Annotated in this window: 25 protein-coding genes; 13 read left to right on the top strand and 12 right to left on the bottom strand. The window is 64.7% G+C overall.

Annotation, left to right across the window (positions count from 1 at the left end; all coding sequences use genetic code 11):
* Positions 1-12: 12 nt before the first annotated feature.
* Genes CH291_RS07210 through CH291_RS07220 form a run of 3 tightly spaced genes read right to left on the bottom strand, consistent with a single transcriptional unit; the run spans position 13 to position 2,548 of the window.
* A complete protein-coding gene (locus tag CH291_RS07210; RefSeq protein WP_094687050.1) occupies positions 13-1,155 on the bottom strand; it encodes an NAD(P)/FAD-dependent oxidoreductase in 1,143 nt (380 codons plus the stop codon).
* The gene (locus CH291_RS07215) at positions 1,152-1,349 is read right to left on the bottom strand and encodes a ferredoxin (protein WP_068049336.1); all 198 of its coding nucleotides are present in this window, start codon (positions 1,347-1,349) and stop codon (positions 1,152-1,154) included. Before CH291_RS07215 ends, CH291_RS07210 begins: the two co-directional genes overlap by 4 nt.
* Positions 1,346-2,548, bottom strand: a complete 1,203-nt coding sequence (locus tag CH291_RS07220) for a cytochrome P450 (RefSeq protein WP_094687149.1) — start codon at positions 2,546-2,548, stop codon at positions 1,346-1,348. Before CH291_RS07220 ends, CH291_RS07215 begins: the two co-directional genes overlap by 4 nt.
* A gap of 154 nt (positions 2,549-2,702) precedes the next feature.
* Between CH291_RS07220 and CH291_RS07225 the strand changes: the two genes are divergently transcribed.
* Complete coding sequence (locus tag CH291_RS07225; RefSeq protein ID WP_094687051.1) at positions 2,703-3,365, top strand: TetR/AcrR family transcriptional regulator; 663 nt, start codon at positions 2,703-2,705, stop codon at positions 3,363-3,365.
* Between the two features lie 42 nt (positions 3,366-3,407).
* On the opposite strand, the gene CH291_RS26715 is transcribed toward CH291_RS07225, so the two are convergent.
* A complete protein-coding gene (locus CH291_RS26715) occupies positions 3,408-3,551 on the bottom strand; it encodes a hypothetical protein (protein WP_179276466.1) in 144 nt (47 codons plus the stop codon).
* Positions 3,552-3,772: 221 nt separating this feature from the next.
* Here CH291_RS26715 and CH291_RS26720 point away from each other — a divergent pair, with 221 nt between their 5' ends.
* Positions 3,773-3,931: a hypothetical protein gene (locus CH291_RS26720; protein ID WP_156516151.1), complete on the top strand. Its 159-nt coding sequence runs from the start codon at positions 3,773-3,775 to the stop codon at positions 3,929-3,931.
* 4 nt (positions 3,932-3,935) lie between these two features.
* On the opposite strand, the gene CH291_RS07230 is transcribed toward CH291_RS26720, so the two are convergent.
* From CH291_RS07230 to CH291_RS07250, 5 genes are read right to left on the bottom strand one after another with little or no spacing between them, the layout of a single operon-like run.
* Positions 3,936-4,697: a lysophospholipid acyltransferase family protein gene (locus CH291_RS07230; RefSeq protein WP_094687150.1), complete on the bottom strand. Its 762-nt coding sequence runs from the start codon at positions 4,695-4,697 to the stop codon at positions 3,936-3,938.
* 44 nt (positions 4,698-4,741) lie between these two features.
* On the bottom strand, positions 4,742-5,650 hold the full coding sequence (locus tag CH291_RS07235) for an alpha/beta fold hydrolase (protein WP_094687052.1): 909 nt from the start codon (positions 5,648-5,650) through the stop codon (positions 4,742-4,744).
* A 36-nt stretch (positions 5,651-5,686) separates the two neighbouring features.
* On the bottom strand, positions 5,687-7,480 hold the full coding sequence (locus CH291_RS07240; protein ID WP_094687053.1) for an FAD-dependent oxidoreductase: 1,794 nt from the start codon (positions 7,478-7,480) through the stop codon (positions 5,687-5,689).
* Positions 7,477-8,403: a fumarylacetoacetate hydrolase family protein gene (locus CH291_RS07245; protein ID WP_094687054.1), complete on the bottom strand. Its 927-nt coding sequence runs from the start codon at positions 8,401-8,403 to the stop codon at positions 7,477-7,479. Before CH291_RS07245 ends, CH291_RS07240 begins: the two co-directional genes overlap by 4 nt.
* Positions 8,404-8,445: 42 nt before the next feature.
* Positions 8,446-9,081, bottom strand: coding sequence for a VOC family protein (locus tag CH291_RS07250; RefSeq protein ID WP_094687055.1), 636 nt, complete (start codon positions 9,079-9,081; stop codon positions 8,446-8,448).
* Between the two features lie 117 nt (positions 9,082-9,198).
* On the opposite strand from CH291_RS07250, the gene CH291_RS07255 reads away from it, so the two are divergent.
* The 3 genes from CH291_RS07255 to CH291_RS07265 all read left to right on the top strand — a co-directional run bounded on the left by CH291_RS07255 (position 9,199) and on the right by CH291_RS07265 (position 12,967).
* Positions 9,199-9,837, top strand: a complete 639-nt coding sequence (locus tag CH291_RS07255) for a TetR/AcrR family transcriptional regulator (protein WP_179276467.1) — start codon at positions 9,199-9,201, stop codon at positions 9,835-9,837.
* Between the two features lie 258 nt (positions 9,838-10,095).
* Entirely contained in the window at positions 10,096-12,450 is a 2,355-nt protein-coding gene (locus tag CH291_RS07260) for a transketolase-like TK C-terminal-containing protein (RefSeq protein ID WP_094687057.1), read from the top strand.
* Between the two features lie 31 nt (positions 12,451-12,481).
* Complete coding sequence (locus CH291_RS07265) at positions 12,482-12,967, top strand: 2-oxo acid dehydrogenase subunit E2 (RefSeq protein WP_094687151.1); 486 nt, start codon at positions 12,482-12,484, stop codon at positions 12,965-12,967.
* Between the two features lie 49 nt (positions 12,968-13,016).
* On the opposite strand, the gene CH291_RS07270 is transcribed toward CH291_RS07265, so the two are convergent.
* The gene (locus CH291_RS07270) at positions 13,017-13,448 is read right to left on the bottom strand and encodes a type II toxin-antitoxin system Rv0910 family toxin (protein ID WP_179276468.1); all 432 of its coding nucleotides are present in this window, start codon (positions 13,446-13,448) and stop codon (positions 13,017-13,019) included.
* Between the two features lie 140 nt (positions 13,449-13,588).
* On the opposite strand from CH291_RS07270, the gene CH291_RS07275 reads away from it, so the two are divergent.
* Both CH291_RS07275 and CH291_RS07280 read left to right on the top strand, forming a co-directional pair.
* Positions 13,589-14,791 (top strand): oxidoreductase, encoded by a 1,203-nt coding sequence (locus tag CH291_RS07275; RefSeq protein WP_094687059.1) that lies wholly within the window; start codon positions 13,589-13,591, stop codon positions 14,789-14,791.
* Positions 14,792-14,861: 70 nt separating this feature from the next.
* A complete protein-coding gene (locus CH291_RS07280; protein ID WP_179276469.1) occupies positions 14,862-15,527 on the top strand; it encodes a TetR/AcrR family transcriptional regulator in 666 nt (221 codons plus the stop codon).
* Between the two features lie 12 nt (positions 15,528-15,539).
* On the opposite strand, the gene CH291_RS07285 is transcribed toward CH291_RS07280, so the two are convergent.
* Positions 15,540-16,295, bottom strand: coding sequence for a tryptophan-rich sensory protein (locus CH291_RS07285; RefSeq protein WP_094687061.1), 756 nt, complete (start codon positions 16,293-16,295; stop codon positions 15,540-15,542).
* A gap of 157 nt (positions 16,296-16,452) precedes the next feature.
* Between CH291_RS07285 and CH291_RS07290 the strand changes: the two genes are divergently transcribed.
* Genes CH291_RS07290 through CH291_RS07300 form a run of 3 tightly spaced genes read left to right on the top strand, consistent with a single transcriptional unit; the run spans position 16,453 to position 19,648 of the window.
* On the top strand, positions 16,453-17,679 hold the full coding sequence (locus CH291_RS07290; RefSeq protein ID WP_094687062.1) for an alpha/beta hydrolase family protein: 1,227 nt from the start codon (positions 16,453-16,455) through the stop codon (positions 17,677-17,679).
* The gene (locus CH291_RS07295; RefSeq protein ID WP_094687063.1) at positions 17,673-18,536 is read left to right on the top strand and encodes an alpha/beta fold hydrolase; all 864 of its coding nucleotides are present in this window, start codon (positions 17,673-17,675) and stop codon (positions 18,534-18,536) included. The genes CH291_RS07290 and CH291_RS07295 overlap by 7 nt, the downstream gene beginning before the upstream one ends.
* A gap of 29 nt (positions 18,537-18,565) precedes the next feature.
* Positions 18,566-19,648, top strand: a complete 1,083-nt coding sequence (locus CH291_RS07300) for a M20/M25/M40 family metallo-hydrolase (RefSeq protein WP_094687152.1) — start codon at positions 18,566-18,568, stop codon at positions 19,646-19,648.
* On the opposite strand, the gene CH291_RS07305 is transcribed toward CH291_RS07300, so the two are convergent.
* Complete coding sequence (locus CH291_RS07305; protein WP_068049304.1) at positions 19,609-20,634, bottom strand: LacI family DNA-binding transcriptional regulator; 1,026 nt, start codon at positions 20,632-20,634, stop codon at positions 19,609-19,611. The two genes, CH291_RS07300 and CH291_RS07305, sit on opposite strands and share 40 nt — an antisense overlap.
* Before the next feature lie 201 nt (positions 20,635-20,835).
* Between CH291_RS07305 and CH291_RS07310 the strand changes: the two genes are divergently transcribed.
* Genes CH291_RS07310 through CH291_RS07320 form a run of 3 tightly spaced genes read left to right on the top strand, consistent with a single transcriptional unit; the run spans position 20,836 to position 23,612 of the window.
* Complete coding sequence (locus CH291_RS07310) at positions 20,836-21,702, top strand: BtpA/SgcQ family protein (RefSeq protein ID WP_231893772.1); 867 nt, start codon at positions 20,836-20,838, stop codon at positions 21,700-21,702.
* A gap of 3 nt (positions 21,703-21,705) precedes the next feature.
* Positions 21,706-22,602 carry a carbohydrate kinase family protein gene (locus CH291_RS07315; RefSeq protein ID WP_068049301.1) on the top strand — a complete coding sequence of 299 codons (897 nt, stop codon included), beginning with the start codon at positions 21,706-21,708 and terminating at the stop codon, positions 22,600-22,602.
* Entirely contained in the window at positions 22,599-23,612 is a 1,014-nt protein-coding gene (locus CH291_RS07320; protein ID WP_068049299.1) for a substrate-binding domain-containing protein, read from the top strand. Before CH291_RS07315 ends, CH291_RS07320 begins: the two co-directional genes overlap by 4 nt.
* Positions 23,613-23,614: the final 2 nt, after the last annotated feature.

Raw genomic sequence — 23,614 nt, forward strand, 5'->3', positions numbered from 1 at the left:
ATGAAACGTTCCTCAGGTAGTGGAGAGAGTGTTCTCGCGAGCCAACCGCCGGAGCAGACCGACGGGCTTCTTGATGCCAAATGCGACGATGGTGGTGCGGCCGTCCTGGTGAGTCCACTGCAGCAGGGCAGATCCGTCGTCGACGGATCCCTCCAGAACGGTCGGATCTCCCTGCAGGGGTAAAGGACCGACGACTTTGATGGACAGCCCCAGGATTTCGGTCCAGAAGTAGTCGTCGGTGGGTGCGCAGGTCGGTTCGATGCCGAGCGCGGAGGCTGCGGCGACTTTGCCCTGCGCAACGGCATTGGACCAGAACGGTGCTCGACGGGACGCTGTGCGCGAGTATGCGACATCCCCGGCCGCATAGATGCCGGGAATGTCTGTAGCGCAACGGTAGTCGATTCCGACCCCGATCCGGTCCGCGATGCCGGTACTGTCCAACCAACCGGTCTGCGGCTCGTCACCGGCGCAGGTGACAACGAGGTCGGCAGTCAGCGTCCGATCTGCGAACTCGATACCCGTGACGGGATCACCCACCAACGCGACAGGGGTGTCCGCACGAACGAACTCGACCGAGGCAGCCTCGGCTCGCGCGACTATCGCGTCGGACAGAAAGGAACCCAGGAGCCGTTGCAACGGTGGATCCACATCGACGACGGTCACCGCTGTCCCGCGTGCAGCGCAGGCACCGGCGACCTCCATGCCGAGGAATCCTGCACCCACCACGATCGCGGTGGAGGCCTCGTCCAGTGCCGGACGCAGGGCACGGACGTCCGCGAAGGTCCGCAGCACCGTCTCACCCGACTGATCCGGACCGGCGATGCGCCGGGCGGACGCTCCCGTGGCCACGATCAGTGCGTCGTAGGGAACGTCGATTCCAGCAGTCGTTGTGACCATTCGTCGTGTGGCATCCAACGACACCGCCGGATCGACGATCGAGGTGAGGTCGAGATCCGCCATGTCCCACGTCTCGGCCTCGGCCGCTTCACCTTTGAGCATATGCTTCGACAACGGCGGTCTCGCGTAGCAGCCGTCGGCGTCGGCACCGATCATGACGATCGAACCCCGGTGCCCGCGGGCACGGAGCTCACGGGCGGCGGTGCACCCGGCGATGGAGTCTCCGACGATGACGATACGACGGTCGGTGGCGCTCACTTGCTCTCTCGGAGAGCTGCCACGGGACACGCTCCGATCGCCGAACGTGCCGTGGAGGCGAGGTCGTCGGGTATGTCGCCGCCCTCGAAGGCGTAGCGAAGCTCGCCCTCGTCGTCCAGGCTGAAAACCTTGGGAGCTTGATCGGCACAGATTCCGTGCCCTTCGCACCGATCCCAGTCGACGTCGATTCTCATTGCGATGTCCTCTCTGCAGCCACCAGTTTCAGTGGGAGTTGTTCGTATCGGTGAATGACGTTGTTGACGGCCCTCTTCGGTGTTCCCGACGAGACGATTCGTTCGACCCGGCGCGCGAGCACCCGGAGCATGGTCTGCGCTTCGAGACGCGCCAATCCTTGACCGGCGCAGCCGTGCGTGCCCGAGCCGAAGCCGAGTTGGCGAGCCGCATCGCGGGTGATGTCGAAGGCGTCGGGGTTGTCCCATTCCCGCTCGTCTCGGTTCGCCGACGCGTAGATCACCAGCACACGGGCTCCTGCGGGAATTCTCGATCCGCTGATATCGGCGTCGCGCACAGCCTTTCGAGAAAATGCTCGAATGGGTGACTCGTACCGGACCACCTCGTTGACGGCGTTGGGAATCAGGTCCGGGTTCTGCCGTATCGCCTGCCATTGCTCGGGATGCCGGGCGAACAGGTCCAGCGCGCCGGAAATAGCTCCGATGGTGGTATCGAGTGACGGTCCGAGGTAGTCGATCATCATTGCTGGGCACGCCGACTTCTCGAGTCGGTTGTCGTCGGCGGCGATCAGCACGTCCTCGCCCATACTTCCGGGTAGGACCGACCGCTCGCGCACCACCCGCTTCGAGAAACTCAGCATCTCGGTGGCGGCCTTCACCGCGGTGGCGGAATGCCGATTGACAGGCCCCAGTGAGTCGAAAGTTGCTCCGGCCCATCGCAGAAGGTCCTCGCGGCCATCCTCGGGCCAGCCGACGAGGTCAGGCACGATCGACATGGGCAGCGCCGTCGCGAGTTCGTCGACTCCGTCGACGAACTGTTTGCTCAACGCGACGTCGACGATGCTTTCCGCCTTCTCCGAAATTGCCGTGGTCATCTTCCGAACCGCCCTCGGAGTCAGGCGGTGAGCCAGAACCGCGCGCTTCGATGCATGATCGTCGCCATCGCTGTTGAGGGTCGTGCCCCGGCCGAGCCGGTTGGCGATGGGGTTGAGCGCGACGCCGTCACCCGAGATGAAGGTCTCGTCGTCGAGCAGTACTTCCTTGCACTCGGCATACCGAGGGATCGCGAACACCTGCTGACCCGGGAGCCACACCACCGACCCCAGCTGCCGCAACCTGGCGTAGTGCGGGTACGGATCGAGAATGGCGTCGGTGGAGTAGATGTTCCTGCGGTACTGGGGAATCGACACGTCGGTTCTCATCAAGTCCTCGATGCGGCCACGGATCCGACGACGTTCGTCAGACATTGACGATATCGTCACTCACCGCACCTCGCCCAGTCAAGCATTTTTGACGAATTCGTCAATATTTGTCGCGATAGGCTGCTCTCGCCACCTTCCAGAGCAGGAGCACACCGTGACCGAAGGCAACCGTGTCGAGCGCCGCAAGGCCCGCACCAGAGCCGCTCTCGTCCGGGCCGCACAAGGGTTCCTGGCGAGCGGAAACACCAACGCGCCCGTTCTGGAAATAACCCAGGCCGCCGAGGTCAGCAATGGATCTTTCTACAATTACTTCGAGAGCAAAGAAGAGCTGTGGCAGGCGGCCATCGACGCGGCCCTCGAATCCGCCGGCGACTTCCTCGACTCGCTCACCGTTGGCCTGGACGACCCCGTCGAGAAATTCACCCAGTCCTTCCGATTGTCCGGACGACTGTTCCGCCTCGAGCCGGAACTGAGTCGCGTTCTGCTCAACTCCGAGGCTGCGGCATTCGCAGCAGCCGGCGGCCTGGCACCGCGTTCACGCCGCGATATCGAATCGGCCGCCGCCCAAGGGCGATTCGATGTGGACGACGCAGATGTCGCACTCGCCATCGTGGCCGGCTCCCTGCTGTCGATGGGTCGACTGCTGCTCGCCCAACCCGAGCGCGACGAAGCGACAACCGTGGACGACACGACGCAGCGCGTGCTCCGAGCGCTCGGGATCTCCGCCGACGAGGCCGAAACTCTGTGCAGCCGCGAGCTTCCGACGTCTTACAGCGGCGGAGTGCACGCAGCGATCGACCCCGCAGCCCAGCCGTAACGAACGCGGGAAAAACAGGGCAGACGTGCGGTGGTCGTACCCTCAGGCTCTGTGATGACGCGCGCGGGCGTGCACAGGCACCTCGACGGGAACCGATACGTCAACGGGTTCGACCGTCCGATCGCCACCGCGCGTGCTCATCTTCAAGAAGTTCTGCAGTTCGTCGTGGATAGGTGTGTCGGTCATGAGACTCGACCTTCTCGACCTACGATCCGCAGGTCGGTTCGGTTTCGCTGAACCATTGTGTGCGCTGGACGAGCGGCGTGACACCGACACTACGGCGTTCCTCCCATGCGGTCCACGCTGCGCCGACCATCGTGGACCAGAACTCCGTTGCTATCGACGGGCGAGGGGCTCGGGGTCTACTGTCGCTCCCACGTCGACATGACCTACAGGATCGAGTCCAAGTGCTCACCTACAGTTTCAACCTCGACTATCGGGGGGTGTGTCCCATCTGCGACCAGGTCACGTTGGGCGAGAACGTCGTCGATTCACCGCTGGTGGGACCGGCCAACAGCCGCATCTACGCCTCGTGTGAAGCGTGCGGATGGGAAGGACCGGGATGACGGCTCAGCCGATCACCGGCAGGCGATCCTTCGTCAATTCTTCGAGTTCAGCCTGCATCGCAGAGTGAACGCGATGTGCGAAGTCCTCTGCGGACTCGTCGGGCTCGGGACGCATCGGCGCGAGAACCGACGTCTGCAGCTTCGTCGGTAGCGGGAGATACGGAAGCAACCCGACTACCCCGAAATTCACGCCCCAGGGAATGGATACCGACAGCGGCAGCGTCTTGACGCGAAATGCCGTCTTGTTCAATCGGAGCGCCTTGGCGATGCGACGACCACTGCTGAGGACGAGGAGTGACTCACCCGCGCCCGCGGTCACGACCGGAACTATCGGCACCCCGGCTTCCATCGCGAGACGCGCGTAACCACTGCGTCCGGCGAAGACGATTTCGTTTCGGTGCCGCCACGACTTCAGTGCATCGAGGTCGCCGCCGGGAAAGACCAGAACATTGTGTCCCTGCTCGAATGCGTCGAGAGCGTTCTCTCGCGCGGCCGGCCGCGCGCCGAACGGCTCGAGCAATTTCCCGGCACGCAGTGTCCACGCGATCTGGTGCGTCAACGCGATGATCTCCCTGGACAGGTTCAGATCGTCGTACGCAGCCGAGAACGCGAAGACGTTCAGATCGATCACTCCGCCGAATCCGTGATTGCACACGAACAGCACGGGCTCGTCGGGAACCGGTTGCGCCACGGACACTTCGAGGCGGTTGTACAGACGGACCGCATTGATGCCCATGGCCCGAATCGCGCGAGGTACTTTGTGCATGCGCGCACTGTATCGGGGACCGCCCGCATCCGTATCGGGATCCATCACGTCCGGTCGTTCAGAAATCGCTCGAGTTCTTCGAGGAACCGGTCGGGCATCTCGATGTGGGGCCAGTGACCTGTTCCCTCGATATCGACCGACGAGGCAGCGGGAACCGCCTTCAGGAACCGCTCGACGTCGGACAGCGGAGACAGGGGGTCTCCCGGTCCCCTGATGATCCGCGTCGGACACGTGATGCGGTGCAGATCGGCGCTGGGATCGCTCGCGACAGTCGACAGCAGGGAAGGGAACGACCCGGTTGCGCCCAGTTTGGCCATGACCTGTTCCATCACCTGCGGATCCAGCTGTCGCGGTGCCTCCACGAACGGCCCGAGCACCAAAGACAGCGCAGTGGGCGAATGTGCAACTCTGCGGGCAAGGCGTGCAGGAAGCGGCATACCGATCGTGACCAGCTCCATCAGAAGCGTTGCCACCGAGCGTGGTTGGTTGCGAAAGGTCTTGACCGGGCTTCTCGCCAGGCCGGTGAGCGACAGAATGGGTCCACCGGTGATGACGAGTCGCTCGACCAGATCGGGGCGCTCGATCGCCAGGCGGGTGGCCACGATGGAGCCCATCGAATGCCCGACGACGGTCGCTCTCGGTACCTCGAGCGCATCGCACACCGCCGCCACCGCACGCGCCATGCCCTCGAAACTGACACCGGCACGCGAGAATTGCGAGTCACCGAACCCCGGAAGATCGACTGCGATCGCCCGATGCGTCCGCGCCACCTCCGGCAGGATCTCGACGAACCAACGCCAACTCGCCGCGATCCCGTGGAGGAATATCACCACCTCGTCGCTGCCGCTCGGATTCAGATCGACCAAGCGGATTCGTTTGCCCTCCAAGAGAATGTCCCGTGTCGCGCCCTTCCAATCGATGCTCTGCCAACGTACCCGGTCGGGATGGGGCATTGTCTCTCCATCTCTCGTGTGACGCTGCGCAGACAGTCAGATCCGGGACCGAGCGACGTCGTACACGCTGCGCCACCGTGTCTCGAGGAAATCGGCCAGCGCCGTTCCGGCCTCGCTGGCCGAACCTGTCGTACGCCAGGCAACATGTCCGTCGGGTCGCACCAGTACCGCCCCGGAATTACCTACCTCGTACAGGTCGATCAACCGGTCACGATCGTTGCCCGACGGCGCGTCGGCTGCAACCATGACCACCCCTGGGCCGCCTGCGTCGAGCTCGGACACCACCGGATCCCACTCGCGGCCGGCAAATGTCAGCAGCGTCAACTTGTTTCGATCCAGAGTGTCGTGCGCATCCACCGAGGTGCCGTTCACCGACAGGACCGCGTGCGGAAGGCGGGCACCGGGGTACGTGGTGGGCAGGTAGTCCACCACGTCTTCGGCAGGCTTGGCCGCAGGATCCTGCGCGATCAACGAACTGGCGTACAGATAGCCGAACTGCAGGCCGATCGAGACGAAATGCTCCACCTGATCCGGAATCGCGTCGGCGATCTCGCGGCGAAGCCGAGCCGAACCGGGCGCGCCGGGGTTCACCTTCTGCGAGCGCGCCATCTGCCGCCGTGTCGCCCCCGCCGCCAGTGGCGCGATCAACTTTCCTGGAATCTTGTTCAGCGGTGGACGTCCCATCACCTGTGTCGCCTTTGCCAACATCTTGTTGGTGATGCCCACTCTCTTGCCGATGTCGTCCATCCGGAAATGGTTCGCCACACTCTGCTCGGCGAACTTCTCCACCACCGGGCGGCGTTCCGTCTCGTAGGTGTCCAACAGTGAATCGGAGGCGTCGCCCGACAGCACCGCGTCGAGCTTCCATGCCAGATTGTGGGCGTCCTGAACACCCGAGTTCAGGCCGAAACCGCCGGTGTGCGGAAACCGGTGCGCTGCATCGCCGAGCAGGAGCAACCGGCCTTGTCGAAACGCATCGGCGGTCTGCGAGGTCATCACCCAGGTTCCGGTCGATTCCAGATCGAACTCGGGATCGCCCAACACCTTCGGCAGTGTGCGCAACCAGAACGCTCGACTGTCCTTGGCGATCTCCTGCTCGGGGTGCAGGTAGGCGGTCATCAGAATGTATCGATGGTCGGCGTGCGCGATCATCACGCCGCACAGCTCGGGCGTGTAGATCCAACTGAGCAGCGGCCGAGCATCGTCGGGGAAGAGCGTCTTCGAGGTGAAGAAAGCGCTACCCATGTTTGCCAGCACCGGTCCGGTCAGGCCCACCCCGGTACCGTCCCGAGTCGCACTGTTGGCACCGTCGCACGCGAGCACGTACTGGGCCTCGATATCGGTGATGCCACTCGCGCAACGCCCACGCACACGAGCGCTGGACGAGTCGGATTCGACGGACTCGACAGCGCAACCGCGCCTGAACTCGACCAACGGTTCGGCGTCGAGCGCATCCCACAGGGCAGGCATCAGCAGATGCTGACCGATGTGCGAGACCAGGAACGGGCTCTGGCTCTCGACGATGGCCTTACGCTCGGGGTCCGAGAGCAGGTCGATCGAACCGATAGCCTCGTCCGCGAGATCGCCGTACCAGCTGATGAGATTGACCGTCTCGTGCGGTGGCGACATCGCAGCGATGGAGCGGGCCAGTTCCGGGCTGTACTCGTTCCAGATCTCGAGGGTACGAGCATTGATCACATGTGCGGCAGGGTGGAACAGCGGCGCACCTCGTCGCTCGAGCACGACGCTGCGAATCCCTCTACGTGCCAACAGCAATGCGGCGGTACAGCCGGCCGGTCCCGCCCCGACCACGACGATCGGCGCAGTCATCGGACCACCGTCTCCTGAGTTCCCAGATCGATGGTCCCGTCGGTGGTCTTGATACCGGCGGTGATCACGTCGTCCACCGAGAGATACTTCGGATTCTTCGCCTGCCGGGCGAAGAAGAACTTCCACTTCAGAGCCGGTGGAATCAGCTCACCGATCTTCTGCACGATCCTCGGTGGCGCGGAAATGGCTGTCCCGATGGGAGTTCCGGTGAGGAGGACGTCACCGGCGGTCATGTTCTGAAAACGGGCCAACCTGGTGAGCGCCTCGGCCGGCGGAGTGATGAGGTCGTTGCCGATCGTCTGGTCCTGGCGGGTCTCGCCGTTGACGGCCAGCGTCATGTGCAACTCGGGGATGCGGCGAAGCTCGTCGTTGTCGAGCAACACCAACCTCGGGCCGAGCGGGGTGAACGTGGGGTACGACTTGCTCTCGTAGACCTGGACTTTCGTCAGCTGGATCTCACGAGCGGATACATCGTTGGCCACGACCACACCGGCCACGTAGTCCGAAAGGTTGTCGTCGGTGACCGTCGTACCGATCGGGATCTCGGCACCGACGACGATTCCGAGTTCGATCTCGTAATCCAGCAGCGCTACCTCGGCCGGTTGGCGAATGGGATCGAACGGGCCGGAGACCGACGCCGAGGACTTACGAAAGAATGTCGGCTGCAACGTGTTCGGGTCGGAGCCGGCATCGATCGCGTGGGATCGATAGTTGAGCAGCTGCGCCACCACCCGGCACGGCGTGGTGATCGGAGAGACGAGCTCGAGCTCGCCGACACTCGTACCCGCACCCGACGCACCCGTGATGGCACCGCGGTCGGCGAGAAGTTCGCGGGTGGTCTGGGCCTCGGTGTCGATGCGGATTGCACGGTCGCCGTCGAGACGCCACCAACCGTCGACTGTTCGAACTACGTTGACAGACATGTGATTCTTCCTCCCCCTCGTTGGATCAGCAGCTTTGTTGTGTCACAGAGTTTTCGGCGTGATGGTCTTCTTGTTCGCGACGACCGGATGCCCGGGCCGAGTTCCGGCCTCGCGTCGGCGAAGCTCCTCGTGGGGCACGCCGTTGCGCAGCTGACTGAGCAGGTAATCGGGGTCGATGTTGACGCCGATGGGGTTCTTGGCGAACTCCTCGGTGAAGAAGAATTCCGCGGTGTTCTCGGCGTCGAAGTTCTCGACCTGGAACTCGAGCCGCACCCCGTCGGGATCCTCGTAGTAGAGCGAGATCGTCGGCCCGTGATTGATCGACCAGACGGGGAGGATGTCCATTCGCTTGAGTCGCACATAGTTCTCCAGCAGCCGCTCGAGGGAGTGGAACGTCAACGCGATGTGGTCGATTCCGTAGGCCTTGCGCCTGAACTTGGCGAACGGGAACAGGAACCTGACGGGCTTCGGCACTGCGATGATCGCCAACCGGTGCGACTCGTCGTCCCATGTCAGGAACGTGATTCCCTCGTCCTGATAGACGATCTCGGCACCGAACACCGCTCCGTACCACCGCACCATCTCCTCGGTGCGAGCGGACTTGACCACCCAGTGGGCGATGAGATCGGGCGCCACCCTCGACGCTTTCCGACTCCCTGCATCCTGCGTCGTACTCATCGAACGACCTTTCTTCGGGTCACTTGTTGTGACCGACGCTACGTCCACTTTGACTACTGGTCAAGAATTTGAACGAAGGTCAGGATGGTCTGCGTGTGGTGCGCTAGTGTCGGATCGGTGTCGACCAACCCGCCTCCCGGAGCCGAGCGGTCCCACCGTGCCCGCCCTCGGAAAGACCGTCGCCAAGCCCTGATCGACGCCGCGATCGAGCTACTGGCCGAGGGAAACAGCGCCGATATCAGCGCAGCGGCCATATCGCGTCGCGCAGGAGTGGCCCACGGGCTGCTGTTCTACTACTTCACCGACAAACAGGGCCTCGTCGCGGCAGCGCTGGCCGACGTCCTGGCGAACCTGGCCGAATTCCAGGAACCCGAGGCCGGTGAGCAGTCCGTGCGGGCTCGCGTGGAAGGTTTCGTGCGCCGACACATCGAGTTCCTCGAACGCCACCGCGCCCTCTACGTACGGGTGATCCGTGAGGGAGAACTGGGCGATTCCGTCGTCGAAGACGCCGTCCGGAAGGCCCGCGCGGAGGGCGCTCAGCAGGTCGCGGCCCTCGCCGAGCTCTCGGAACCCCTGTCTGCGTTGCAGAGTGCCGCCATCTCCGGGTGGACCGGCTTTCTCGATAGAACGGCCGACGCGTATTTCGACACCGCCGATCTCGAACTCGATGCGGTGGTCGAATTGATCGTCGACACCTTCGAGGCTGTCGTGGCGGCAACACACTCGCCTCCGGAGACGGGTAATCGGGATCAGTAGGACCAAGGTCGAGCCCCGCACAGGGCTCGAATTGAGCAATCTGCACCATTCGAACGGCAACACTTGCGCAGCTGGGTAGACGCCTGGTCCACTGTCCCCCATCGCAGCTCAGTTGCACTCTCTCGGCGATTCGCGACCCGAACGCCTGCCCGGGCCACCGGACCACACTCGGTCCCGCGTCGTCCGCGTTCTCATTCACCCTCTCGGCCTCGGCCGGCATCAGGACGTTCTTCACCGTCGACTCAGGAGCCCTCTGTCATGACCAGCATCAGCCCCGCCGACCGCCGTTCGTCTGCCGGTGACGGCGAAGACCTGCACGACATCGCTCTGCGGGTGCTGTGGTTGTCGACGTCGATGATTCACCATGCCAATCGAATTCGGCCCAACCCGACAGGGTTGAAGGTCGGCGGCCACCAGGCGTCCTGCGCGTCGATGGTCTCGATCATGACCTCACTGTGGTTCGAGCAGCTGCAGCCCGGCGACCGCGTGTCGGTCAAACCCCACGCCTCGCCGGTGCTGCACGCGATCAACTACCTTCTGGGCGAGTTGGACGAGAAGTACCTGACGACTCTCCGCTCGTACGGCGGACTGCAGTCCTACCCGTCCCGGGCCAAGGACCCCGACACCGTCGACTACTCCACCGGATCGGTCGGCATCGGTGCCACGGCCCCGATCTGGGGTGCGATGTCCCGACGCTTCGTCGAGGGTCGGTTCGGTGCCGATGATTCCGCCCCCAGGACATCGGGATTCAGCGGACGGCAGTACTCACTGGTCGGTGACGCCGAACTCGACGAAGGCGCAGTCTGGGAAGCCGTCATCGACCCGGGCATCACCGAGCTCGGCGAGATCGTGTGGATCGTCGACCTCAACCGGCAGTCGCTGGACCGAGTGGTCCCCAACATCGCGGCGCGGCGGCTCGAGAAGATGTTCGACGCTGCCGGCTGGCAGGTCATCACCGTCAAGTTCGGCCGATTGCTCGAAGACCTCTTCGCCAAGCCGGGCGGCGACGCACTCCGCACCCGAATTCTGGACATGCCGAACCCCGAGTATCAGCGCTTGCTGCGCTGCAGCGCCGACGAGGTGCGCACCCGCCTTCCAGGATCCGGGCCCGACGCCGCAGCGATCGCCGAACTGATCGCCGATCTCGACGACACACTGCTGACCGAGTCGATTCGCAACCTCGGCGGACACGATCTGGATGCGTTGCGCGAGGCCTACTCTCGCATCGACGACACCCGGCCCACCGTGATCGTCGCGTACACGGTCAAGGGCTTCGGTCTGCCCACTCAGGGACATCCGCAGAACCACTCCTCACTGTTGACCGTCGACGAGTACGCGGAGCTCGCTCGCAGCCTCGACCTGGATCCCGCTGCGCCGTGGGGTCGCTTCGACGAAGACAGCGCAGCCGGGCGACTGTGCGCTGCCACGGCGGAACGGCTGCGCCGCGAACCGGTTCCGGCGTCGAACCCCCCTGCCGTTCCCACCGACATCGGCCGCACACCGAAGGGCACCGCCACCACCCAGGCTGCCCTCGGCCGCACGCTGATAGACCTCACGCGTGAGGCCCCGGAAGCAGCGCAAAGGGTTGTGACAGTGAGCCCCGACGTCAGCTCCACCACCAACCTCGGCGGCTGGGTCAACAAAGTCGGTGTGTGGTCCTCCTCCGATCGGCACGACTGGTTCGGTGACGACGCCGAAACGATCATGCACTGGCGCGAAGGACCGTCCGGTCAGCACGTGGAACTCGGCATCGCCGAGACCAACCTCGTGGGACTGATGGGCGAACTCGGTGCCACGTGGAGCCGATGGGGACAGCCACTGTTCCCGATCGGCGTCATGTACGACCCGTTCGTCGAACGCGCCCTCGAACCGTGGTCGTACGGCATCTACGCCGGCGGTCAATCGATCCTCGTCGGTACTCCGTCCGGTGTCACACTGGCTGCGGAAGGTGGTGCGCACCAATCGATCAAGACACCGTCGATCGGTCTCGAACAACCCGGCTGCATCAGCTACGAACCCGCATTCGCCATCGACGTCGAATGGACCCTGCTCGCCAGCATCGCGCGGCTGGGCCGGCCCGACGGAACCTCGGCCTACCTACGGTTGTCGACGCGACCCGTCGACCAGTCGAAGGCCGACGTCCCCACCGACCCGGCGGCACGAGAACGTCGCCGACGCCAGGTCGTGGCCGGCGGATACCCACTGGTGCGTCGGGACGGTGCGACGGTGACCATCGCGGCGATGGGAGCAGTGATCACCGAGGCACTCGAGGCCGCCGAGCGATTGAGCAAGGTCGGCGTGATCGCAGACGTTCTGTGCATCACCAGTCCCGGCGAGCTCTACCGCGCGCTGCAAGCCAGGCAAGGACGCGGTGTCGGTGAATCGTGGATTCTCGATCAACTCCTGCCCGCCGATCGGGCGACGCCCATGGTTACCGTGCTCGACGGCCACCCGCACACTCTGGCGTTCCTCGCCACCGTCAACCGAGTGGCCTCGACATCGTTGGGCGTGAGCAGCTTCGGGCAGGTCGGATCACTCGACGAGGTGTACAAGCACCACAAGATCGATACCGACTCCATTGTCGGTGCCGCACTCGACGTCACCGATCACTGACACCCGCCCCATCGAGCACACGAAAGAAGACATGACAGCGACCGTCACCACCGACACCGTTGCGATGCCCTCGCTCGGTGAGAACGTCACTTCCGCCGATCAGGAGCCGGAGGTCGCCGCACCCACGGCCGACCGGATCGAGAAGCTGCCCCGAATCAGACGAACCATCGCCACCCGAATGGTTCAATCCCTGCACACGGCAGCGCAATTGACGACGGTCGTGGAAGCCGAGGTCTCCGCGATTGCTCGGGTCAGGCGCGAGAACAAGGACTCGTTCCTGCACCGAACCGGGAACAAACTGTCGTATCTGCCGTTCTTCGTCAAAGCTGCGGTGGAGGCGTTGGCGGACAATCCCGTCGTCAATTCCTCGCTCGATGCCGACGTCAGCACCGTTCCGACCGTGTACCTCTCACTGTCGTACGACCACCGCATCGTCGACGGTGCCGATGCCGCCCGCTACCTCGGTGACGTCAAGCGCAGACTCGAAAGTGGCTACGCCGCAGAACTTCTCGACTGATAGTCGCATCCACGATTGCCCCGCCCGCAAGAGCGGGGCAATCGGCGTTTCACGCGAGGTACTCCGCGAGTCCGTTCAGGGTGGCCGTGAGTTTCTTCCTGAACGTGCCCTGCAGCGCCTTGCCCACCACTCCGAACAACAGCGGACTGGTCACCTCCAACTCGAGCGTGACGGCTGATCCGCTGCCGCGGGCGGCGCAGTTCATCGTCAGCCGAATCATCGATCCGGTGGATCCGGCTCCCACCAGAACCAATCCCTCCGGCGCACGCAGACTTTCGACCTGGAACTCGATGGTGTCGGTGATGCTGGCGATCTTGATCTTCTCGACCATCGTCGACCCGACCTCGAGGTCCCTCGGGGGCGTCTGCACCCACTCCTCGTGCAAGGCATGCCACTTCTCGAAGGTGCTGACGTCGGACAGAGTTGACCACACCTCGTCCTGAGGGGCGGAAAGCTCCTGCGTCATGGTGATGTTCAGCATCCGAATTCCTTCGTTCGACAACGGTGTTCCCACAACTACGCCATACGATTGACCCGAAGTCAATATTGACATGAGGTCAACGCAGGCCTACTTTCGTGAGACACGCCTCACAGGTACGGGGCCGAACCGAAAGCGACGCCATGACGACGACCGAAGTACCGACCGTTGCGACCGCAACCGATGTGATTGCCAATCTCCGAGCTCTCGTGCCCGACCTGAAGGCCGGAGCCGCCGAGAACGAGAAGGCACGACGCCTCTCCGAGGGCACCGTCGACGCCCTCCGCCGCGCGGGCGTATTCCGAATCGCAGCACCGGCGAAGTTCGGTGGACTCGAAACCGATCTGCGCACCATGCTCGACGTCTCGGCCATCATCGCCGAAGGCGACGCGGGTGCTTCCTGGGTCACCACCTTGTCCAACGTGAACAACTGGGCCGCAAACCTTTACAGCGATCAGGCCCAGGCCGAGATCTACGCGAACGGGCCGGACTCCGTCATTGCCGGCGTCGTCACCCCCGGCGGTACCGCCCGCAAGGTCGAGGGCGGCTACCGTCTCACGGGCACGTGGCCCTACGCCTCGGCCAGCCTGCACTCGGAGTGGTTCACCGGCGGAATCATCATCAACGACGAAGACGGCGACATGCTCGACCAGGGAATGGCATTGCTGCCTCGCTCGGACTACCGCGTCGACGACACCTGGTACGTAGCCGGCATGCGCGCCTCCGGCAGCAACACCGTCGTTGCAGAAGACGTGTTCGTACCCGAACACCGCATGCTCTCGATGATTCCGGCATTCAGTGGTGCCAACGTGGCAGAACGTACCGACTCCGCGTTCGCCCGCTCGGCCTTCGGCCCGATGCTCGTCATGGTTCTCGTCGGACCGCAGCTCGGAATGGGCCGTGCCGCAGTAGAACTCGTCCGAACGAAGGCGTCCCAGAAAGCGTTGGCCTACACGGTGTTCGACCGGCAGGCCGACTCGGTGGCCTTCCAGATGATGCTCGCCGAAGCCGCACTGAAGGTCGACACCGCGCACCTGCATGCGTACCGCGCGGCGGAGGACGTCATGCGGTGGGCCGAAGCCGGCGAGTACCCGGACCTCCTCTCGCGCGCTCGCGTCCGCGGCGACGCAGCCGTTGCACTGAAGAGCATCAACGAGGCACTCAACATCCTCGTGGATGCCACCGGAGCCGGAGCCTTCGCCGATGTCAATGCACTGCAGCGCATTTGGCGTGACTCCAACGTCGGTGCCCGCCACGCCGTCATGCTCCCGCGAGTGTCGATAGAAACCTACGGCAAGGCACTCCTCGGCTTCGAACTTCATGACCACATCACGCCGATCATCTGACGAGGACCTAGTCTTGTGTCGAACCGTGGGCAGCAGCCGAGCGGGGAGGCCGAGACAGAGGGGACTCGAGGTGCCGAATCGATCCACCCAGCCGGTTGCCCGGGCCACCCGGGCAAGCGCTCGAGCCGCAGAAACCCGTCAGCGCATGATCGACGCGGCGGTCGCACTGTTCGCGGAAACCGACTACGACAAAGTGGGCGTGGCGGACATCGTCGAGTCGGCGGATGTGGCCCACGGCTTGCTGTTCCACTACTTCGGCAACAAGCGAGGCATCTACCTCGAGTCGATGCGGGCCACTGCCGCGGCGATGTCGCAGGCGTTCGCCGACATTCCCGATTCGACACCCGACGTGCAGATACGGGCTGCTCTGACCAGCCATCTCGAGTACCTGCGCGTGCACCGCGGTCTGGCGCTCCGAATGGTGTTGGGCGGCAGAGGTGCCGATCCAGAAGCCTGGGAAGTATTCGAAGATGCTCGCACCGCAGTGCTGGAAGCGTCGGCCACACGGCTCGGACTGGACCCGGAGAACGCCGGCGTCAGGCTGGTCGGACGAAGCATCGTCGCGGCAATCGATGGTGCAACGGCCCGATGGCTGGAAGAGGACACGCGCATCGACGTCGAGCAGATGGTCGAGTGGCTGGTGCACCTCATCGTTGCGTGCCTGAGCACCGCGCCGGTTCTCGATCCCACGCTGAACATCGACGGTGCTGTCGCATTGCTCCGAGGATCGGACTAGATCGAGGAGGAATCACCCCACCGAGACGGTCCTTCGTCCACGGACCCGTATTCCTACCGTGGCAATCGCGACCACCGCTGCGGCGAGAACGGCTGCCCAAGCGACAGCCGTATCGACCACCTCACCGGAGAAGCGGCCCTGCGCCAACCATCCCAGTCCCCAGACGATCGCCAACATCGGTGCGACCGCACCACCGGAGAACTGGGCCAGAAAAACCCCGACACCGGCAGCCACCACGAGCACGATGATCGCCCATACCGTTGCGCCACTCGTCAATCCGAGACTCACCAGCCACGCGGAGACGTTCGCGATCGTCGCCACACACACCCACCCGAGGTAGATGCCCATCGTGCCGTCGGTGATCACCGCGTCGGCCACACCCTCCGGTCGATGCTGCTGCATCAGCACGAACACGCGGACGAGTACCAACAGCAAGGCGACGATGACGATCACGCTCAGCCACACCTGGCCGAACTGGATCACGAGAATCCACGCGGGATTGAGCAACATCGACGCGACGATCGGTGCACGCAACGCGTCGTGCCGTGCGGTGCGGCCGGGTAGGAACTGCCATACGGCGTAGGCGATGAGTCCGGTGTAGATCACCGACCAGATCGAGAACGCCGGGCCTGCGGGTGCCACCAGCGTGGACGTGGCACTCAGCGCCCCGCCCGCCGCCTCGGCAATCGGCGTTCCGATCCACGCACCGGACCCCAGAAACGACACCACGACTGCCACGACCGCACTGACGACGACCACTGTTTTCATAGCAGCACTGATCCCCTGAATACGACGGTCGCAAACACCGCTGCCGGGTTGTTTACCCGAATCGGCCACCATTCACGACCTGGTCGACGACGTCCACCGGACGCCCACTGGCAGTTGAGGCTGCCGATTCCCGCCAGGGTCTGGTAGACACGCGGGAGTGAATGCCATCAGTGGACCGAATCGAGCTCGACGCGTCGGAGCCGTTCTTGCGGCGTCCACCTGCGCGCTCGTCGCGTGCAGCTCCACGCCCGAGTCTGTAACCGCGCCCTCGGTCACGCCCGCCGAGACGACGACCGCACCGGCCCCGCAGTACGACCTCACCGGAGTGCCGGGCACCGTTCTCGATTCCGAGGACTTCGGCGATCGATCGACAGCGCTCACCGACACCGGAGCCACGCTGTACCGATTCGTCTACGAGTCCACGTCGGGTGTCGACAATTCCCCCACGGCGGTCTCGGGTGTGGCAGCCGTTCCGGCAGGCACCCCACCCGAGGGCGGTTGGCCGACCGTCGTCTACGGGCACGGCACCACAGGAATTCAGGCCGACTGCGGACCCACCCTGTATCCCGATCTACTCGGCTACCAATTCGCTGTGCAGGACTTCACCGAACTCGGATACGTCACCGTGCTTCCCGATTACCAGGGCCTGGGCACCGGCGGCGGCACCCACCCGTACCTGGAACCGCGCACCTCGGGACACAACATGATCGACGCGGCCCGCGCCGCCCAGAGCGCGCTGCCGGACATGTCCACCCGATGGGCCGCTGTCGGGTTGTCACAGGGTGGCCAAGCAGCCTGGGCTGCAAACGAACTCGCCGCCACCTACGGTCAGGGCCTCGACCTGGTGGGATCGGTGTCGCTGTCGCCGCCGACGGACCTGACGCCCCTGGTGCAGGCGGCAACGGACGGAAACCTCACCAGACCGCAGAAGGAGCTTCTGCCGTACCTGCTCTACGGCGCACAGCAAGTCGACCCGTCGATCGATCCGATGGACTACAGCGGCAGCGTCGCGGAGGCCAACAACGAGCTGCTGCTCACCTGCTCGGGCGGCGACACGGACGGCAAGGAGCGCGCCGTCGAGGCAATGGCTCCGGACGAGTTCGCCGCTGATTCAGCGCAATCCGAGCAACAGCTGCTCGACGTAATCGGTCGCTACACACTCCCCCAGGTGCGAACCGAGGTCCCGATGTTCGTGGCCTACGGCGCGAAAGACGACATCGTGCTGCCGCAGTGGACCGCCGACGGCGTCGAAAAGGCGTGCGCTCTGGGTGATCCGATCGTCGCGCAGGAGCAGCCCGAGCAGGGCCACGACGTCAGCGACGAGGCCGCCATGCAGTTCCTGGCTGCCGTGTTCGCAGGCCAAACCGTGCCCAGCACATGCTGACGAGCGGCTCCGCGACGGAGAGAATCACCGAGTACGCCCATGACGGATTGGTGTTCGACGTCCTCGACCAAGGCCCGCTCGACGGCCCGATCGTGTTGCTACTGCACGGATTTCCCGAGCGGGCATCGTCGTGGTCCGCAGTGATGGCCGTTCTGAACGAGCACGGATTCCGCACTGTCGCACCGGATCAGCGTGGGTACTCACCGCGGGCCCGGCCGAAGCGGCGACGGGACTATCGCATCGGAGCGTTGGTCGGCGATGTCGCCGCCCTGATCGAGGTGATCGGTCAACCGGTTCATCTGGTCGGACACGATTGGGGAGCGAACATCGCCTGGGTCGCCGCAGGCCGACACCCTCAACTCGTTGCGTCACTGACGGCGTTCTCGGTTCCGCACCCCGGCTCGTTCATGACTGCGATGCTCACCTCGAAGCAAATTATGCACTCCTGGTACTTCGCGTTCTTCCAACTGCCGCTACTGCCCGAGAAATGGATGATGCGTCCCGGCGCACGGGCCGAGAAGTGGTACGAACGAAGCGGAATGACCGAAGACGACCTCGAACGAACGAAGACCGAGATCGTCGACTACGGCGCACTCCCCTTTGCCGTTACCTGGTACCGCGGACTTCCGTTTTCGAACCCGGGCATCGGCCGTCTACGCATCACCGTGCCGACGTCGATGGTCTGGAGTGACGGAGACACCTTCATCGGACGATCCGCCGTCGACAATGCACAGCGCTACGTCGACGCGGCATACACCTTGACCGTATTAGCCGATGTGTCGCACTGGATTCCAACACAGGCATCGGATGCGGCCGCCGCAGCAGTGTTGCGGTCGATCGCCCTCAGCGGCACGTGACCGCTCCACAACCGGAGGCATACTGCACCATGGACACCACCGGCCTTCTCACTGAACTCGTCACCACGAGCACCGTTTCCGGCGACCCCGCACCGCAGCGACTGACCATGAACACGGTTCTGTCGCTGCTTCGAGCGCGCACTCCGATGCTGACCGTGGAAGGCGACACCGACGGTCCGCACCCGTGGATGCTGATAACCAACGAGGCACCTCCCGAGACGACGCGGCTGATGTTCGCCTGTCACGTCGACACCGTCCCGCCCGGCGACCTGAAGCACTGGCAGTTCGATCCATTCGTCGCCGACATCGAGGACGGCGTCCTACGCGGCCGAGGCACCTCGGACATGAAGGCCGGTCTCGTGGCGGCCACGGCCGCAGTGCTCAACGCCATCGACGACGGTGTCCCGGTCGCATTCCTGCTCACCAGCGACGAGGAGATCGGATCGCTCGGCGCGCAGGCCGCCCGCCATGCCGTCGCCGACTGCAGAGTCGGGGCCGTCGTAGTCCCGGAGGCCACAGGAAACCGCGTACACCTCGGCCATCGCGGTGCGCTGTGGGTCGACGTGTTCACCGCAGGTGTTGCCGCACACGGCAGTACACCGCAACGCGGCGAGAGCGCCATCTTCAAACTCGTCGACGTGTTGGCGCGCGCAAAAGAGGAACTGCCACTCGCCTCGGATACATTCCTGGGCGCGGAAACGTTCAACGTCGGACTGATCGACGGCGGTTCGGCCCCCAACATCGTGCCCGACGCGGCCCACGTGGTGATCGACCACCGTACCGTCGGCGATGGCCGGGATCTGCTGGCCTGGTGGAGGGATCAGCCGGAAGTGGATCGTATCGACGCGCGGATCGACCTCCCCGGGGTACGCACCACGCCGGACAACGACTGGATCTCAGCACTCCCGAATCCCGTTGCAGCGGAGCCGGTCACCTACTTCACCGATGCTTCCATCCTGGCCGCCGCGGCCCCGTCGGCCCCGATCGTGGTGTGGGGACCGGGCACGCCGGCGCTGATGCACGCGGCCGACGAGAGCGTGTCCTTGGCCGAACTCGACGCCGCCGTCGCCGCCTACGGCGCGGTGACGCGAGCCTGGCCTACGGTCGACTGACGCACCACCAGTTCAGGTTTGAGCGCGATGTGCGCGGTACCGGTGAGGTCGGTGTTCATCGCCTGATCCAGCAGCCGCGTCGCCTCGGCAGCGATCCGTTCCTGGGGCTGCCTGATGGTGGTGATCGGCGGATTGCTCAAGGCGGAGAACGGAATGTCGTCGAATCCCGTCACCATGATGTCCGACGGTACGGCGAGCCCCAGCGCCTGGCAGCTCTGCAGCACTCCCAGCGCGATCAGGTCGTCGGCACACACCACCGCATCCGGACGAGATGCCGAACTGAGCATCGCCCGAGACGATTCGCGTCCCCAGTCGATCGAGTAGTCGCCCAGCTGGGTCCACTCCTCTCGCGTCTCGATGCCGACGCGGGCGGCGTGCCGAAAGAAGCCGGCCCGGCGCAGCTCGGTGGAGGAGTTGGTGAGCTCCGAGCTGATGAACGCGGCGCTGCGTGCGCCCTGGGCGGCGAGGTGATCCATCAGAAGTGCTTGCGCCGCATCGTCGTCCACGCCCACCCAGTCGGTGTGCGTGTCGAGTGCGAATCGGTCCAGTTGAACGACGGGGATCGCGCGAGCCGAGGCTCGGACGGCGTCGGCGGATCGTTCACCATGGCACGGGCTGATGATGATGCCATCGACCTGACGAGAGACCAGGCTTCGCAGACGCTGCGCTTCGACGGCCGGATCCGAGCGCGAATCGCAGAGGAACAGTTGCAGTCCACGCTGCGAGAGCACGTGTTCGACGTTGACGACGAGCGACGTGAAGAACGGGTTGGCAATGGACGGAACCACCATGCCGATGGTGTCGGTGCGATTGCGACGCAGCGAGCTGGCGATGATGTTGCCGGAGTAGCCCAGCTCGTCCGCTGCTCGCCGGATGGCCGCGGCGACCTCCTCCGAGACCGGCCGAGAACCCGACAGTGCCCGCGACACCGTGGCCGTCGAGACGCCCGCACGTTCGGCGACGTCGCGAATCGTTGCCTTGCGCATCCGACTCCTAGTCTTTGGTGTGGCCTGAGGGTAGCGAACCGTGGACACCGTCCGGTCTGGTTAACACGATAGAGGCAATCGTTTACATAAACGACTCGAGAATTCCTTGACATGAACGGGTGCTGATCCCCTACGGTGCATATACGCAAGGTAATCGATTACATGCCCGACTCGATTGCCCCGATCCCAGGAGCCACCCACGTGAGCACGCCCCCTCCGGAAGCCAGCCCGACACCGTCGCTGGGAGTATTCCCGTCCAAGCCGTCGGCGCTCGCCGACATCGTCGCCACCACCCCCGCCCTCATCGGGGCCATCCACCTCCCCGCGCTCCCGGGAAGCCCGCATTACAAGGGCCAGCCCGTCGCCGAGATCGCCGCCTTCGCAGTCGCCGAGGCACACGCCTACATCGACAACGGCTTCGACGCGGTCATCGTCGAGAACCATTGGGACATCCCGTTCCTCAAGCCCGGTGAACACGGCTACGAAACCGCGGCGACAATGGGCGTCGTCACCGCCGCCGTGGTCGCAGAATTCGGCCGAGCCGTCGGCGTCAGCATCCTGTCCAACGCAGGCGAATGCGGCGTGGCCGCAGCGTGGGCCGCAGGCGCGAGCTTCGTCCGCGTCAACCAGTGGGCCAACGCATACATCGCCAACGAGGGCTTCATCGAGGGCCAGGCTGCCAAGACCACTCGCTTTCGCCATCGCATCGGAGCCACCCCGGTCAAGATCTTCGCCGACGTGCACGTCAAGCACGGTGCGCACGCCATCGTCGCCGACCGCACCATCGCCGAGCAGACCGAGGACGCCGAGTTCTTCGACGCCGACGTCCTCATCGCCACCGGCTCCCGCACCGGTGACGCCGCCTCGGTGGACGAGGTGTCGGTGATCAAGAACAACACCGTGCTCCCGGTCATCATCGGCTCCGGAATCACCGCGGGCAACGTGGGCGATCTGATGAAGGAGTGCGACGGTGCCATCATCGCCTCCTCGGTCAAGGAGAACGCGCGCTGGTGGGGCCGGGTGGACGGCGACAAGGTACGCGCCGTCGCCCGCGCAGCAGGCAAGTAGCGCATGATCGTCTTCTTCGGCTACGCCAACAGCGATGTGACGGTGCATGTTCCGCACGTGCCGGTGCTCGGCGAACGGGTTCAGGCGACGGCCGTCGACACCATCGACGGGGGCATGACCGCCAACGCCGCCGTCGCCGCCGCCCGCATGGGTGCCCGAGTCGCCTTCGCCGGAGCCGTCGGACCGGACCCGCGTTCGACGCAGTTCCTCGCCACACTCGAACACGACGGCGTCGACACCAGCTGGTCACCGCGTGACGCATTCCTCTCCACCGCAGTGGTTCTCATCGCCGACGGCGGCGACCGATCCATCATCAGCCAGGACGACGCCAACGACGCCACCCGGTTGGCTGCGGTGCTCGCCACCCTCGCCGAGGGCGGCGGCCGACTCTTCCTCGACGGCTATCGAGCAGCGATGCTGCCCGCCGAACTCCCCCCGAACGTCAGCCTCGCAATCGACCTCGACGGCTGCGAGGACGCCGATGCCGCGCTGCGCGCATTCGCTCTCGCAGACCACGTGATAGTCGGACGCAGTCTCTGGCAGAACAGCTTCGGCATCGAGGCCGAGCGGTGGTCGACGCTGACCGCCGAGTACGACACCCACCTCGTCGTCACCGATGGCGAACACGGGTGGACCCTGGTCACGCCCACGGGTGAGACCGTCACCGAACCCGCGGTGCGCGTCGAGATCGTCGACGCCGTCGGCGCGGGCGACTGTTTCTGCGGTACCTACATCGCCTTCGTCGACGCAGGCACACCGCCGGCCGACTCGGCACGTCTCGCGGGAGTGTCGGCAGCCCTCGCCTGCGCCACCCCCGGGCCACGCGGCTGCCCCAGCCTCACCGAACTGACCGAATTCACCTCCACGCACGCACCATTCGACCTCCAGGAGATCCCATGATCAAACGCGCACTCCCTCTCGTTCTCGGTGCTGCCGTGGCGCTGACGCTCACGTCCTGCGATTCCGCCGCTCCCAGCGATACCGCCGGTGGGACCGACGTGGCCGCGTCGTCGATCCCCGAGCCCACCCGCGTCGCCGAAACCTGCGAGGGCAACAACGGCACCCTCAAGATCGGGCTGGTGACGATCAACCTTCAGGCCCTGTTCTTCAACCAGATCAACAACGCAGCTCAGAACGTGGCCGATCAGGCCGGTGTCGATCTCCAGATCATCAGCGGCAACGACGATTCCGTCACACAGGCCAACGCGTTCGACAACCTCATCGCCTCCGGAGTCGACGCCATCATCGTCGACGCGATCGACACCGACGGAATCAAGCCGTCCGTGGCCAAGGCAGCTGCCGCGGGCATCCCCGTCGTCGCCGTCGACGCCACCGTCGACGATCCGGCCATCTCCACCCAGGTGGGCACCGCCAACGCCGAGGGCGGGGCGCAGATCGGCGACACCCTGGCCGAGCTCGCGAACGACACCGGCACAGTCGGTATCGTCGGCGCGCTCAACAGCACCATCCAGCTCGAACGCCAGAAGGGCTTCACCGACACCGTCTCCGCCGCAGGCATGACCGTCGGAACGGTGGTCGACGGTCGCAACATCCAGGAGAACGCGCAGACCGCCGCGGAGAACCTGCTCACCGGTAATCCGGACATGGAATACGTCTACGCCACCGGCGAACCCGCGCTCATCGGTCTCGTTGCCGCAGTGAACAGTCAGAGCGCACAGGACCGGGTCAAGGCCGTCGGATGGGACCTGTCGGATCAGGCCGTCACCGCGCTCCAGGCCGGCTGGCTGGAAGGCGTCGTACAGCAGAACACCTTCGAATTCGGTTACGAGGCAATGAATGCCGCCATCGACCTCGGCTGCGGACGCACCGCCCCCGCAGACATCCCTGTCCCGACGCAGATCGTCACCCCGGCGAACGTCGGCGACTACATGTACTACCTGGAGAAGTAGAG

Origin of the sequence: Rhodococcus sp. 14-1411-2a, from assembly GCF_002259485.1 — a bacterium.
GTDB lineage: Bacteria > Actinomycetota > Actinomycetes > Mycobacteriales > Mycobacteriaceae > Rhodococcoides.